Here is a 12,649-nt window from a genome sequence, read left to right as displayed (position 1 = left end):
GGGTGCGGGGGTTCGAGGCGCCCGCGCGGGCGGCCGACGCTCCCGTACGGGGGGTCGACGCGCCGTTACGGGGGGACGAGGTGCTGGTGCGGCGGTGCAAGTACGCGGCCTTCCTGTGGGACGGCGCGCGCCGAACCGGCTTCGCGGTGCTGCACCGCGCGGGTCCATGGAACGGGCCGAGGGTGAATCTTTCAAAAGATGTGGGGCCAAAAGACGTGGGGCGCGGATTCTCCCGGCGGAAAAAGCGGGAGGCGATCCGTGGGCTCGGCCCCGTTTCGGAGCCTGTCGCTGTGCCCCGGCCGTCGAACGGACCGGGGCACGACACTCCGAAGGCCGCCGACAGCGGCGCGGGCCCGCACCGTGGGAGCCTGCTTCAGCAGACTCCGAGGCGCGGGCCCGGCGGTTCCGGACGGATCAGGCCGGGACGATGTTCTCCGCCTGCGGGCCCTTCTGGCCCTGCGTGACGTCGAAGGTCACGTGCTGACCCTCCTGGAGCTCACGGAAGCCCTGGGTGGCGATGTTGGAGTAGTGGGCGAACACGTCCGGGCCGCCACCCTCCTGCTGAATGAAGCCGAAGCCCTTTTCCGCGTTGAACCACTTCACGATGCCAACAGCCATTTCGATCTCCTTTGTAGGGGGCATTGCCGGGGCAGTGCCGGGATTTCCGCGAGGTGTTCCGCGGATTTCGCGTCGCCGCGATGACCCCATCCGGTGAGACCGGTCAAACAAAAATGCACCTGAACGATCACATCCGCCAGGTGCACACGAGTTCATGGGTACCACAACTGCAACTGAAATCGACCATAGCACGGAACCCGGAGACATGGGGGATTTTCTCGCGGTCACATGTCCTTCCCGTGCGCGGTCGCGTATGGGAGGCTGGCCGTACCCGACTCACTCCTCAGCACTTGTCGAGGCCCCATGCGCTGCATCATCGCCGGCTACCCCTTCCACCTGACCGCGAGCGAGGTGGAACAGGCGATGCACGGAGTCAAGCCGGAACCGATCGCCGAGGAATTCGCCCGTATCGGGCGGAACAACTATCCGGTCCGGCAAATCGGCGCGGTGGTGACCGGCCAGGACCGGCGCGACTTCACCTCCGGCGAGGTGGTCAGGGCGCTGACGAAGCTCGGTTTCACCTGCCACCCCGCGCCCACCCCGGCCCCGCCCACGGAGCCGGAGACGTTCCGCTTCTGAGCCCACGAGGCTCCCGGGGTCAGATCAGGCCGGTCTGGGTGACGAACATGGCGAGGACGACGACGAGCGTCCAGCCGAGGATGTGCTCCAGCAGCTGGGGGCTGTCGTCCTGGGGTCCGCCGGTCCGTGCGGCGGCCGCCGTCATCGCGGTCATCTGAGGTCCTCGCCTTGCCGTGGGGAATCCGCTGCGTGAGGCACTCCGCAGGGGACGTGAGGCGCTCCGTTGGGGAAGGGGCGCCCCGATATTCCCTCACAGGCTGCGGCCGAGCCGTCCGCCCCTCCAGGGCCCAAGGTCCCGATCCGGACATGTCCGACGGTGATTCTCGCCACCCGCACGCGAGGGTGATGATCGACAAGGCCCTTCCCGGCGAGATCGCCGGGGCCCCCGAATGCCATTCTGGAGACGTGAGAAGACCGGAGATCCACGTCGATGTCGCGCCCGAGCTGCGGCTGTTCGTCGCCCCCGAGATGCGCGGCGGCCCCGCGCCCGTGATCACGGACGGCACCTCGTCGCTGGGCCATGTCGTCGAATCGCTCGGCGTGCCGCTCACGGAGGTCGGCCGCCTGGTCGTCGACGGGCGGGAGACGGCGCCGTCCCATGTGCCGGCGGCGGGCGCGCACGTCGAGGTGCGGGCCGTCGTACGCCCCCAGCGGGTGCCGGGCGCGCCGCTGCGGTTCCTGCTCGACGTCCACCTGGGCACGCTCGCCCGGCGGCTGCGGCTGCTCGGTGTCGACGCGGCGTACGAGAACGAGGACATCGGGGACTCGGCCCTGGCCGCCCTGTCGGCGGCGGAGCGGCGCGTGCTGCTCTCCCGGGACCGCGGGCTGCTGCGGCGCCGGGAGATCTGGGCGGGCGCGTTCGTCTACAGCGACCGGCCCGACGAGCAGGTGCGCGACGTGCTCGGCCGGTTCGCGCCCGACCTCGCGCCCTGGACGCGGTGCACCGCGTGCAACGGCCCGCTCGAGGACGCCGACAAGGACACGGTCGCCGAGGTCCTGGAGAGCGGCACCCGGCGCACGTACGACGTGTTCGCGCGGTGCACGGCGTGCGAGCGCGTGTACTGGCGCGGGGCCCACCACGCACGCCTGGAGGCGATCGTCGAGGACGCGGTGCGCGGCATCGCCGGGTGAGCCGTCGGCCGCGTCTGCCGCGGCTGTGGAGCGTACAACTCCGCTTTGCCGGCGGCCTTTGTCAGTGCCGGGTGCGAGACTCTTCGCATGATCGAGTCACAAGCCAAAGCCACCCTTCGGCGCTATCTGCAGACCGGGCGCGAGGCCCTGCTGTGGAAGCTCGACGGGCTCTCGGAGTACGACGTCCGCCGCCCGCTGACACCGACCGGAACCAATCTGCTGGGCCTGGTCAAACACGTCGCCAGTATGGAGCTGGGGTACTTCGGCGGGGTGTTCGGGCGCCCCTCCGCCGAGCCGCTGCCGTGGTTCGAGGAGGGCGCCGAGCCCAACGCGGACATGTGGGCCACGGCCGACGAATCGCGGGAGGACATCGTCGAGCTGTACCGCCGGGCCTGGCGCCACTCGGACGCCACGATCGACGCCCTGGCGCTGGACGCGCCCGGCCGTGTGCCGTGGTGGGGGGAGGCCAGTCGCGATGTGACGCTGCATCAGGTCCTGGTGCATGTGATAGCCGAGACCGACCGGCACGCCGGTCACGCCGACATCGTCCGGGAACTCATCGACGGGACGGCGGGCCTGCTCAGCGGCAACGACAACCTGCCGTCACAGGACGCGGCGTGGTGGGAGGAGTACCGGGGCCGCCTGGAGCGCGTGGCGCGGGAGGCCGATCGCGGCTGACCCGGCGGCCGGCCCTCCCCCGCCGCCGCGCGCGGCTGCCCCTCCCGCTTCCCCGCCGCCGGGCCGGGGCCGCCGGGCCGCCGGAACTGTCCGAGCGCGTCAGGTCTGGGCGAGACGGTTTCCGTCGGGCGGTGTGGGGGTGAGGTTCGCCGCCGGGGAGCCGGCCGGGTCCGCGGCGGGGGCCGGTTCCCGAACGGCGTCCCGGGCCGACTCCCGGGCGCCGTCCTGGACAACGCCCTGGGCCGCGTCCTGGGCGGCGTCCTGGGCCGGGTCCTGCGCGGGGGGCGGGCCAGCGTGGACGAGGGCGGCGGTCAGGCGGGGGATCTCGGCGAGCAGGGCCTGTTCCGCGGCCACCGCCACCGCGTGGGCCGCGCGCAGGGTCAGCCCGGCGTCGACGATCACCGCGACCTCCGCTCGCATGCGGTGGCCGATCCAGCGCAGCCGCAGCTCGGCCACCCCCCGCACTCCGGGCACCGCGAGCAGCGCGCGTTCCGCCGTTTCGACCACGGCCGGGTCGACCGCGTCCATCACCCGGCGGAAGACCTCGCGGGCGGCGTCGCGCAGCACCAGCACCATCGCGGCGGTGATCGCGAGGCCCACGACGGGGTCGGCCAGGTGGAGGCCGAGCGCGGAACCGCCCGCGCCGATCAGCACGGCCAGCGAGGTGAAGCCGTCGGTGCGGGCGTGCAGGCCGTCGGCGACCAGCGCCGCGGAGCCGATGCGTCGGCCGACGCGGATGCGGTGGCGGGCGGCCCACTCGTTGCCGAGGAATCCGGCCAGCGCGGCGGCGGCGACGGCCGGGAGGTGGTCGACCTCGCGCGGGTGCACCAGCCGGTCGACGGCCGCCCAGCCGGCGAAGGCCGCCGAGGCCGCGATCGTGACCACGACGACGATGCCGGCCAGGTCCTCGGCGCGCCCGTAGCCGTAGGTGAAGGCGCGGGTGGCGGCGCGGCGGCCGAGGACGAACGCGATGCCGATCGGCACGGCGGTGAGCGCGTCGGCGGCGTTGTGCACGGTGTCGCCGAGCAGGGCCACCGACCCGGACCAGAGGGCGACCACCGCCTGCGCGGCGGCGGTCGCCCCGAGCACGGCGAGCGAGATCCACAGCGCCCGCATGCCCTGGGCCGAGGACTCCAGCGCCGTGTCGACGCGCTGCGAGGGCTCGTGCGTGTGAGGGGTGAGCAGATGGGCCAGGCGGTGGCGGGGGCCGGCGTGCCGGTGGCCCGGTGGCGGCCCTCCCCCATGGGCGGCGGAGGGGCCCTCGGCCCGGGCCGCCGGGCGCCCTTCCGAGTGCTCCCCGGAGGGCTCCCGGGAGCGGTCGCCGGGGCCGGGCGTCGGGTGGGCGTCGAGGGGCGTCACGGGGTGGTCGTCGGGACGGACGGGGCGCTGGGCGTGGACGTGCTCATGCCTCTCCATGCGTCCTACGGTGGCACGCGGAACGCCTTGCGGCTATGGCCGTCATACGGCCTCCGACCAGGTGCGATGCCCTCGCATCTGCCATCGGTGGGCGGGTGCGGGAACGCCTCGTGAACGGGCTCCGCAACGCCTCGTGAGCGGGCTCGGCGACGCGTCGCGAAGGGCCGTGCGGGGGCCCGCTCTCCCCGCCCCACCCGCATCACCCGACGCGCCCGGCGCCCCGCTCCCCGGTGCGGCACACCGACCGGTCCGATGGATCAGATGAAATCACTACGCCAGGGAGGTGACGTACGGCGCCGACCCGATAGCCGCCGATCCGAAGCGGAAGATCTCGACAGGGACGAAGCATCAAGGAGGAACAGCGGGATGACGGGATGTGAGCGCGGCGCCGTGTCGGCGGGCGAGGAGCAGGAAGGTGCCGGGCGCCGTGGTTTTCTCAAGGGCGCGATCGGCGCCGTCGGCGCGGCGGCGGCCGGGGTCGGCGCCGGCGCCTCCCCGGCGTGGGCCGCCGAGCGCCCCGGGCCCGGCGGGACGGCGTCCCGGCCGGGCCGGCACGGCGGCGGTGACGGCCCGAGCCACATCGAGTTCCACGGGCCCCACCAGGCCGGGGTGCTGACACCGCAGCAACACTTCGCGGCCTTCCTGGCGTTCGAGGTCCTCACCGAGGACCGCAAGGGGCTGGAGGACCTGTTCAAGGAGCTCACCTCGCGCTCGCGCGACCTCACGGCCGGCATCACCCCGCCGAACCCGGACGTCGCCGCCATCCCGGGCCCCGCCGACCGCCTCACCGTCACGCTCGGGGTGGGTGCCTCGCTCTTCGACGGCCGGTTCGGGCTGGAGCGGCACAAGCCGCGGCGGCTGCGCCCGATGCGCGCGTTCCCGCACGACAAGCTGGAGCCGGAGTGGTGCCACGGCGACCTGTCGCTGCAGATCTGCGCGGAGTACCGCGACGCGGTGGTGCATGTCGTGCGCGATCTGGCGAAGGCGACCGACGGCGCGCTCAAGGTCCGCTGGCGCGCCGAGGGGTTCATCAACCCGCCGCGGCCCGTGGGGTCGCCGCGTACCTTCGTCGGTTTCAAGGACGGCATCTCCAACCCCGACCGGACCTCCGTGCGGGAGATGGACCAGCTGGTGTGGGTGACGCCCGACTCGGACGAGCCCGAGTGGGCCGCCGGCGGCTGCTACCAGGTGATCCGCACCATCAAGATCCAGGTGGAGCCCTGGGACAAGGTGCCAGTCAACCGCCAGGAGAAGATGATCGGCCGGTTCAAGACCACCGGGGCGCCGCTGGACGGTGAGCACGAGACCGACACGCCCGACTACCGCCGGGACCCCGAGGGCGAGCTCATCCCGCTGAACGCGCACATCCGCCTCGCCAACCCCCGGACGCCCGCCACGGACGACTCCCGCATCCTGCGGCGCAGTTACAGCTACGACAACGGGTTCCGCGACAACGGCGGACTCGACCTCGGGCTGATCTTCGTCTGCTACCAGCAGGACGTGGTACGGCAGTTCGAGACCGTGCAGAAGCGGCTCGTCAACGAGCCGATGACCCCGTACATCACCCCGTTCGGGGGCGGCTACTTCTTCGTGCTGCCGGGGGTGGAGGGCCCCGACGACTGGTACGGGTCCGGGCTGATGCGGGCGCGCTGACCCGGGCGCGCCGCCGCGGGCACGTTGCCCCAGGCGCGGGCGCGCTGACCCGGGCGTGGTGTCGCGGGTCGGGGTCCGGACGCCCGGACGCGCCGCCGCCGAGCCGGATCAGCCGGCCGAGTGCGGCCCCGCGAGGGCTTGGGCCCCGGGGGCCGTCTCGTGCGGGCGGCCCGCGGCGAGGGCTCGCCGCGGCCGCTGTTCGGACGTCGTCGGGCTCAGCCGACGGCCTGGATCAGGTCGGCGCGCTGGCGCTCCCCGAGCCCCGCCGCGCGCCGGTTGGCGTCGATGCCGATCTCGTCCATCATCGCGGCGGCCTTCGCCGGCCCCACGCCGGGCACGGCGCGCAGGAGCTGGACGACCTTCGTCTTGCCGATGATCGGGTCCTCCTTGGCTTTGTGCAGCACCTCCGCGATCTTCTTCTTGCCGCTGCGGATGGTGTCCAACAGCTTGGTTCGCGCCTCGCGGGCTTCCGCCGCCTTCTTCAGCGCGGCGGCTCGCTGCTCGGGGGTCATGGGGGGCAGGGGCACGGTTCCTCCTCGGTGGTTGTGCCCGCATAACGCAGCCTTGGCGGCAACGTCACCCTGAGCATCCGCTGATGGAGTGACCCGAGGAGGAGGCCACGGTGGCGCGGCGCGCTCGGGCGCGGCCGCCCGCCGGGTTCAAGCACCATGGCCCGGCGGGCTCGGGCGCCGCCGCCCGGCGGGTTCAGGCGCCGTGGGCGGTGGCCAGCGCGTCGAGCAGCGCGACCGCCTCGGCGGCGCGCTCCAGGGGGACGAAGAGGTGGTCGTGGTGGAAGCCGGCCACGACATTGCAGCTCAGGCCCGCGTCCGCGAGGACGCGGGCGACGGCGGCCGTGAGGCCCACCGCGTCCAGCGCGGAGTGCACGCGCAAGGTGATCCAGCCGGCGACATAGTCGTACGGCAGGCCCGCGGCGTCGGCCTGCTCCCGTGGTACGACGAGGGTGAGCCCCTCGTCCTCCGTGACGGTCACGACGGGCCGCACCCCCGTGGGTACGGTCCCGTCCGGCACGGTGGTGAAGACGTAACCACCCGGGTTGAGCCGGGGGCGCGCGCTGGTGAGCAGCGTGGTGAGGTCTCGTTCGCCTGTCATGATCCTCACCCTACGCAGCGCGCCCCGGCCGGCCGGAGGGCCGTTTCGTCAGCCGGCGGCCCGGGCGGCCACGGGGGCCCCGAACCACCGGCACAGGGAGTCGGCCAGCCCGGCCCCCGGCATCGACGCGGGCTCCGCGGCGGCCGATCCCGTGGCAGCCGCGCCCGCAGCGGCCGACCCCGTACGGCCCGTGTCCGCCGCCCAGGCGACGAAGCCGTCCGGGCGGACGAGGAGGGCGGCCAGCTCGGGCCGGTCGGGGCACGCCGCCGTGACGACGTCCACCCGGTCGCCGTAGCCGGCCGCGTGGGCCCTCAGCCGGGCGTCGTCGGAGAGGTCGAGCAGGAGACCGCGGCCGCCGTGGAGGAGGTCCGCGAGCCGGGTGCCGTCGGCGAACACGAGGTCCGGCGCGCTCGCGCCGACCGCGGGGTGGTCGCCGGGCAGGTCGTAGCGCTGCCAGACACCGGAGATCTTGCGGGCGAAGTACGTCGTGCCGGTGACCGTCCCGGCGAGGTCGGCGACGACCGCGCGCAGGGCGCGGGCGTGCGCGTCGGGGCGCATCAGCGCGATCTGCGCCCGGGTCCACTCCAGTACCCATGCGCCGATGGGGTGCCGCTCCGCGGTGTACGTGTCCAGCAGCCCCTCGGGCGCCCAGCCGCGCACGACGGCGGCGAGCTTCCAGCCGAGGTTCATCGCGTCGCCGATGCCCAGGTTCAGCCCCTGGCCGCCGAAGGGCGAGTGGACGTGGGCCGCGTCGCCCGCCAGCAGCACCCTGCCCCTGCGGTAGTCGCCGACCTGGCGGGCGTTGTCGGTGAAGCGGGTCGCGGTGTGCACGGCGTGGACGGTGACGTCCACGCCCGTGACGCGGCGCAGGCTGCCTTGTACCTCCTCGGGGGTGACGGGCGCGGTGCGGTCGGCCGGAGGGCCGTCGAACTCCACGGTGAGGATGCGGCCGGGGATCGGGCCGTGCGCGTAGATTCCGGTGTCCGTGCGGTTCCAGCCGGTGCCCAGCGCCTCCGCGCCGGTCATGTCCACGATTGCCTGCCGGCCGGTGATCTCGGGGGCGGTGCCGGGGAAGTCGAAGCCGGCGAGCTTGCGGACGGTGCTGCGGCCGCCGTCGCAGCCGACGAGCCAGCCGGCGCGGATCGCCCCGGGCGCCCCGCCGGCCACGGGTGCGGTGTGCACCGTGACGCCGTCGGCGTCCGCGTCGAAACCGGTGAGTTCGACGCCCCGGCGCAGGTCGACGCCGAGCTCCGCCGCCCGTTCGCCCAGCACGCGTTCGATGTCCTGCTGGGGCACGAGGATGGTGTCGGCCGCGGGGCCGGCGTCCTCGAAGCCGGGTCCGGCGGTGTCCACCAGGTCGGCGGCGAGCATGATGCCGGCGAAGTGGCCGACGAACTTCTTGGGGGCGTCCGCCCGGCGCGCGGCACCGGGGATCGGTGAGCTGCGCGCGCCGCTCCCCGCCGGAGCGGCGTCACCGGACGCCACGAGGGACGCGGCGGCGGATTCCGGCCGCTTCGCCGCGAAGGCACCGAACCGCTCCAGCGTGCGCCGCTGCGCCTCCGCCATGGCCGGCAGCATCCCCCGCCGGTAGAAGGCCACGGAGCTGGGCACGTTGATCGCGCCCGCCTTGATGGTGGGGTCCACCTCGGTGAGCCGTTCCAGGACGGCCACCCGCGCACCGCCCAGCCGGAGTTCGCAGGCGAGCATCAGGCCGACGGGGCCCGCTCCGGCCACGACCACGTCCACATCGTTCTCGATCATGATTTCACTGTAGTCACTAAAACTTTGTGGTGAGTATAGTTTTGGTCATGGGAGAGGCAGAAGAGGACAAAAGGCTCGGCCTGCGGGAGCGCAAGAAGCGCGAGACCCGGCAGCGGATCTCCGACGAGGCGACCATGCTGTTCATCACGCGCGGCTTCGACCAGGTGACCGTCGCGGAGGTCGCCGCGGCGGCGAACGTCTCGACGATGACGGTGTTCAACCACTTCCCGCGCAAGGAGGACCTGTTCCTCGACCGCATTCCCGAGGCCGTCGAGCTGGTCACGGGGGCCGTGCGGGACCGGCGACCGGACGAGACCGCGCTCGCCGCCCTGCGCCGGCTGCTGCTGCGGCTGCTGGACGAGCACCATCCGCTGATGGCGCTCGACGACGACTTCCCGCCCTTCTGGCGGATCGTGCTCGACTCGCCCGCGCTGCGGGCGCGGGCCCGCGAGGGGGTCGAGGAGCTGGAGAGCGCGCTGGAGCGGGTGCTCGCGGAGAGCGCGGCGGAGGAGGCGCCCGATGGCGTACGCCAGGCGTCGCCGTACGACCCGCGCCTGGCCGCGGCCCTCGTCGTGGCCGCGATGCGCGCGGTCTACGTCACCGCGGCCCGCCGACTGCTGGCCGGCGAGCGGGCGGACGACGTGGCCGACGACTACCGGGCGCTGGTGCACCGGGCGTTCGACGCGCTGGAACGCGCGCTGTATCCCTGAGCCGGCCCCCGCCGGGGGCGCGCGCCCGGCGGACGCGGGCGGTCCGCGCCCCACGCGCGGGTCAGGCGGAGGTCATACGGGGGCCGGCTCGGCCGCGTGACCTGCGCGCGGGCCGAGGAAGAACCACCGGCACGCGTCGAGCCCCCGTACGCGCACCGGCACCGTACGGTGCTTCTCCCATGCGGCGCGCTCCAGCCGCAGCCGCTGGAACGTCCGCCGCCGGCCGGCCACGGAGGCCACCGTCGTCCCGTCGGGGCGGTAGCCGAGGCGGCGCGACACCCCGAGGGAGCGGACGTTGTCGAGCATGGCCGCCGACGTGACGGAGCGGGCGCCCAGACCCTCGAACGCCAGGTGCAGCACGGCCGCCCGCATCTCCGTGCCGATGCCGCGGCCCTGGTGGCGCAGGCCCAGCCAGGAGCCGGTCTCCGCCTCCCGGGTCACGGCGAAGTCGACCGCGGTCAGGTCCTGCCGACCGACGACCTCGCCCACCCCGGGGGAACCAACGGACCCGAGTGACCCGGGGGACCCGAGGGGTTTGAGGGACACCGCCAGGCTGAGCGTCCACCGTTCGGGCCGCCACTGAGCGACCGTGCCGAGCACGTGCTGGAACGTCGACCGCGCCCGCTCCTCCGGGGACGCCGCGCTCCAGGGGACGATGAACGGCATGCTGTCGGGGTCGTGGACGCCGTCCGCCGCCAGCACCGCCAGGTCGTCCAGGAGATCCGGGCCGGGCAGGCACAGTTCCAGGCGGGGCGTGGTGATCCGCAGGCCGTAGAGGGGCCACGAGCGCGTCGTCATGTCACGAGGCTGCCGGAGCCGGCGACCGTGGTCTAACGGTTTTCCCGGCTCCGCCGGGCGGTCCCCCCGGGCCGTGCGCAACGAACCGGCCAGATGTCGCCCATGAGTGTGCCAAGGCCCGGATAGCCGCCGGTCGGACGGGCATCTCTTCCGCCGGACAACGGCACCGAGGGGGACGCGCACATGAACGGACACATCAAGGGCCGGGGAACGGTACGGGTCGGGCGGTGCGCCGCGGCGCACGCGCGGGACACGACGCCGTGCGAGGGGCCGGCCGAAACGGTCACCGTCATCGACGCCGAGGGGCGCGAGCTCATCGGGTGTCTCCACCACAGCGCGCGGACGCTCGCGAGCGTGGCCGGCACGCGACTGCACCCGCTGGCCGCGCTGCTGCCGCGGGCCGCGGACGTCTACCACCGGGCGGCCGAACTCCCGCCGTTCGCCTGGGAGGTCGGCCGCTAGGTCTCGGTCAGTGGATTGGCCGGTGCCGCCGCCGCACCGGCCTTCTTCCCCCCTCTCCCCCCTCCGCCCCCGGCGGAAGGAACCGCTTCAGCTTCGGGGGAGCCACTCCTGGAGCCCGTCGAGATGCCCCAGTTCCGACTCGACGCGCTGCCTGTCGTCGGTGGTGAGCTCCAGGCCCCGCAGATCGGCGAGCCAGGGGTCGGTGGGCTCGTCGAGGGCCGTGGCCAAGTCGATGAGCTGGCACAGCGCGATGGCCCGCTCGGCCACCGAGGCATCCGTGCCGTGCCTGCGCAACGCGGACTTGAGCGCGCGGAAGGCCTGCAGGTCATCGTTCTTGAACTCGCGCAGGATACGGGCGTTGTCGAGCGCCTTGGCCAGGCCCGTCAGCTTCTTCGAGCCGCCGTATTCCAGTTCGAGGGGCTCGTCGCGCTGGATGAACACGATCGAATTGCCGGACGGATCGACCAGCGTGAACCGGGACGCGCCGGGCCGGTAACGGGTGATCCGCGGAAGGCCGGAGCTGAGCACCTTCCCGTAGGCCCGCTCCATCGCCGCGACGAACACCGCGTGATACGGCGCCACGGCGTCGACCATGACCAGGCAGCACCCGGACTCCTCCCGGGCCGGGTCCAGGCCCTTGGGCGCCGGGCCGAAGCTCAACCGGAATCCGCTCCACTGGAGTATCAGGGACACATAGGGCCTGCTCTGTTGGTGGATGACCTCGAACCCCAACGCCTCGTAGAACGCCAGGGTTTCCTCCATCGACGCGCACGGCATCATCGGCACCGTCGTCTCGTTCGGCCGGACCGCGGGCTCACTCACGTCCTTCTCCTTCCAGGTGGCTGAGCGATGCTCGCACCCCTGGGCGAAATCCGCACATGAACGACCGGCGCTACACGGTGCTCTCGGTCCGCGTGAAACGGCGGGCGGCCCACAGGAGGGCGGTGACCGCGGTCAGCAGGAGGACCGCCGCCTCCAGGGCCGGCGGCGGCTGCCACGCGCCCCAGTGGACGCCGGCGGGAGCGGAGGGGTCGGCGGTGCGGCGCAGGGCGTCGGCGGCGTAGGCGAGGGGGTTGAGGGCGGCCGTGGCCGTGACCCAGGCGGGGAGGGCGGAGAGCGGGACGAGGGCGCCGGAGCCGAAGAGGAGGGGGGCGCCGGTCAGGGCCAGGACGGTGGTGAAGGTCTCCGGCCGCCGGGTGCGCACGGCCAGGGCGAGAGCGAGCGCGGTGAGTGCGAGGGCGGCGAGGGACAGGTGCGCGAGGAGGCCGAGGAGCGGCAGGGGCCGGTAGGGCAGCCCGCCGGCGGGGGCGAGGGCGAGCAGGACGGCGCCCTGGGCCGTGGCCGTGACGCAGCCGCCGAGGCAGATCCCGCACAGCAGGGTCGAGCGGCGGGCCGGGGCGACGAGGATCTCCCGGACGATGCCGCTGTGCCGGTCGGTGATCAGGCGGATGCCGACGCTGACGGCCGGTGCCTGGACGGCCATGAGCAGGATGCCGGGGTAGAGGAAGGCGCGGTACTGGCCGCCGACGGCGGAGTTGGGGACGAGTGCGGAGAGACCGCCGCCGAAGGCGAGGAGGAACAGCAGCGGTTGCAGGAGGAGGAGCACCGTGTTCGTGGGGTCGGCGACCAGGCGCAGCCAGTCGCGCAGGACGAGTCCGTGAACGGCGCGCAGCTCGGCGCGCAGGCCGCCGCCCCCGGCGGGGGCCGGCGCCGGGCAAGGAGGGCCGCATGAC

The 12,649-nt window shown here is 73.7% G+C and carries 15 protein-coding genes; 6 read left to right on the top strand and 9 right to left on the bottom strand.

Annotated features, from left to right (window positions below; genetic code table 11):
• Positions 1–414 precede the first annotated feature (414 nt).
• Positions 415–618, bottom strand: coding sequence for a cold-shock protein (locus ACSNOD_RS20420; RefSeq protein WP_436768431.1), 204 nt, complete (start codon positions 616–618; stop codon positions 415–417).
• 303 nt (positions 619–921) lie between these two features.
• Here ACSNOD_RS20420 and ACSNOD_RS20415 point away from each other — a divergent pair, with 303 nt between their 5' ends.
• The gene (locus tag ACSNOD_RS20415) at positions 922–1,197 is read left to right on the top strand and encodes an SCO5918 family protein (protein WP_436768430.1); all 276 of its coding nucleotides are present in this window, start codon (positions 922–924) and stop codon (positions 1,195–1,197) included.
• Positions 1,198–1,216: 19 nt separating this feature from the next.
• On the opposite strand, the gene ACSNOD_RS20410 is transcribed toward ACSNOD_RS20415, so the two are convergent.
• Positions 1,217–1,351 carry an SCO1431 family membrane protein gene (locus tag ACSNOD_RS20410; RefSeq protein WP_436768429.1) on the bottom strand — a complete coding sequence of 45 codons (135 nt, stop codon included), beginning with the start codon at positions 1,349–1,351 and terminating at the stop codon, positions 1,217–1,219.
• Positions 1,352–1,602: 251 nt separating this feature from the next.
• Here ACSNOD_RS20410 and ACSNOD_RS20405 point away from each other — a divergent pair, with 251 nt between their 5' ends.
• Together ACSNOD_RS20405 and ACSNOD_RS20400 are read left to right on the top strand one after the other, a co-directional pair.
• Positions 1,603–2,328, top strand: a complete 726-nt coding sequence (locus tag ACSNOD_RS20405) for a Mut7-C RNAse domain-containing protein (protein ID WP_436768428.1) — start codon at positions 1,603–1,605, stop codon at positions 2,326–2,328.
• Positions 2,329–2,415: 87 nt separating this feature from the next.
• Positions 2,416–3,006, top strand: a complete 591-nt coding sequence (locus ACSNOD_RS20400) for a DinB family protein (RefSeq protein WP_436768427.1) — start codon at positions 2,416–2,418, stop codon at positions 3,004–3,006.
• 99 nt (positions 3,007–3,105) lie between these two features.
• Here ACSNOD_RS20400 and ACSNOD_RS20395 read toward each other — a convergent pair whose 3' ends face one another.
• Entirely contained in the window at positions 3,106–4,422 is a 1,317-nt protein-coding gene (locus tag ACSNOD_RS20395; RefSeq protein ID WP_436768426.1) for a cation diffusion facilitator family transporter, read from the bottom strand.
• A gap of 366 nt (positions 4,423–4,788) precedes the next feature.
• On the opposite strand from ACSNOD_RS20395, the gene ACSNOD_RS20390 reads away from it, so the two are divergent.
• Complete coding sequence (locus ACSNOD_RS20390; protein WP_436768425.1) at positions 4,789–6,075, top strand: Dyp-type peroxidase; 1,287 nt, start codon at positions 4,789–4,791, stop codon at positions 6,073–6,075.
• A gap of 215 nt (positions 6,076–6,290) precedes the next feature.
• Here ACSNOD_RS20390 and mihF read toward each other — a convergent pair whose 3' ends face one another.
• The 3 genes from mihF to ACSNOD_RS20375 form a co-directional block, all read right to left on the bottom strand.
• Positions 6,291–6,602, bottom strand: coding sequence for an integration host factor, actinobacterial type (gene mihF, locus ACSNOD_RS20385; RefSeq protein ID WP_436768424.1), 312 nt, complete (start codon positions 6,600–6,602; stop codon positions 6,291–6,293).
• Between the two features lie 178 nt (positions 6,603–6,780).
• The gene (locus ACSNOD_RS20380; RefSeq protein WP_436768423.1) at positions 6,781–7,185 is read right to left on the bottom strand and encodes an ACT domain-containing protein; all 405 of its coding nucleotides are present in this window, start codon (positions 7,183–7,185) and stop codon (positions 6,781–6,783) included.
• Positions 7,186–7,233: 48 nt separating this feature from the next.
• Positions 7,234–8,946: an FAD-dependent monooxygenase gene (locus ACSNOD_RS20375; RefSeq protein ID WP_436768422.1), complete on the bottom strand. Its 1,713-nt coding sequence runs from the start codon at positions 8,944–8,946 to the stop codon at positions 7,234–7,236.
• A gap of 47 nt (positions 8,947–8,993) precedes the next feature.
• On the opposite strand from ACSNOD_RS20375, the gene ACSNOD_RS20370 reads away from it, so the two are divergent.
• Positions 8,994–9,656 carry a TetR/AcrR family transcriptional regulator gene (locus tag ACSNOD_RS20370; RefSeq protein ID WP_436768421.1) on the top strand — a complete coding sequence of 221 codons (663 nt, stop codon included), beginning with the start codon at positions 8,994–8,996 and terminating at the stop codon, positions 9,654–9,656.
• Between the two features lie 72 nt (positions 9,657–9,728).
• On the opposite strand, the gene ACSNOD_RS20365 is transcribed toward ACSNOD_RS20370, so the two are convergent.
• Positions 9,729–10,454: a GNAT family N-acetyltransferase gene (locus ACSNOD_RS20365; protein WP_436768420.1), complete on the bottom strand. Its 726-nt coding sequence runs from the start codon at positions 10,452–10,454 to the stop codon at positions 9,729–9,731.
• A 183-nt stretch (positions 10,455–10,637) separates the two neighbouring features.
• Between ACSNOD_RS20365 and ACSNOD_RS20360 the strand changes: the two genes are divergently transcribed.
• Positions 10,638–10,916, top strand: a complete 279-nt coding sequence (locus ACSNOD_RS20360) for a hypothetical protein (protein WP_436768419.1) — start codon at positions 10,638–10,640, stop codon at positions 10,914–10,916.
• An 87-nt stretch (positions 10,917–11,003) separates the two neighbouring features.
• Here the strand turns inward: ACSNOD_RS20360 and ACSNOD_RS20355 are convergent, their stop codons facing one another.
• Both ACSNOD_RS20355 and ACSNOD_RS20350 read right to left on the bottom strand, forming a co-directional pair.
• Positions 11,004–11,738, bottom strand: coding sequence for a glyoxalase (locus ACSNOD_RS20355; RefSeq protein ID WP_436768418.1), 735 nt, complete (start codon positions 11,736–11,738; stop codon positions 11,004–11,006).
• 70 nt (positions 11,739–11,808) lie between these two features.
• The coding region (locus ACSNOD_RS20350; protein ID WP_436768417.1) for an ABC transporter permease at positions 11,809–12,649 on the bottom strand (841 nt) is incomplete at its 5' end.

The organism is Streptomyces sp. URMC 123 (assembly GCF_051386515.1).
Classification (GTDB): domain Bacteria; phylum Actinomycetota; class Actinomycetes; order Streptomycetales; family Streptomycetaceae; genus Streptomyces.
This window is presented reverse-complemented; position numbering and strand designations above follow the sequence as displayed.

Coding starts and splice junctions, on each gene's coding strand:
- ACSNOD_RS20380 (WP_436768423.1), bottom strand. CDS start 7,185: ATGACAGGCGAACGAGACCTCACCACGCTGCTCACCAGCGCGCGCCCC.
- ACSNOD_RS20395 (WP_436768426.1), bottom strand. CDS start 4,422: ATGGAGAGGCATGAGCACGTCCACGCCCAGCGCCCCGTCCGTCCCGAC.
- ACSNOD_RS20365 (WP_436768420.1), bottom strand. CDS start 10,454: ATGACGACGCGCTCGTGGCCCCTCTACGGCCTGCGGATCACCACGCCC.
- ACSNOD_RS20370 (WP_436768421.1), top strand. CDS start 8,994: ATGGGAGAGGCAGAAGAGGACAAAAGGCTCGGCCTGCGGGAGCGCAAG.
- ACSNOD_RS20420 (WP_436768431.1), bottom strand. CDS start 618: ATGGCTGTTGGCATCGTGAAGTGGTTCAACGCGGAAAAGGGCTTCGGC.
- ACSNOD_RS20410 (WP_436768429.1), bottom strand. CDS start 1,351: ATGACCGCGATGACGGCGGCCGCCGCACGGACCGGCGGACCCCAGGAC.
- ACSNOD_RS20360 (WP_436768419.1), top strand. CDS start 10,638: ATGAACGGACACATCAAGGGCCGGGGAACGGTACGGGTCGGGCGGTGC.
- ACSNOD_RS20415 (WP_436768430.1), top strand. CDS start 922: ATGCGCTGCATCATCGCCGGCTACCCCTTCCACCTGACCGCGAGCGAG.
- ACSNOD_RS20400 (WP_436768427.1), top strand. CDS start 2,416: ATGATCGAGTCACAAGCCAAAGCCACCCTTCGGCGCTATCTGCAGACC.
- ACSNOD_RS20390 (WP_436768425.1), top strand. CDS start 4,789: ATGACGGGATGTGAGCGCGGCGCCGTGTCGGCGGGCGAGGAGCAGGAA.
- ACSNOD_RS20375 (WP_436768422.1), bottom strand. CDS start 8,946: ATGATCGAGAACGATGTGGACGTGGTCGTGGCCGGAGCGGGCCCCGTC.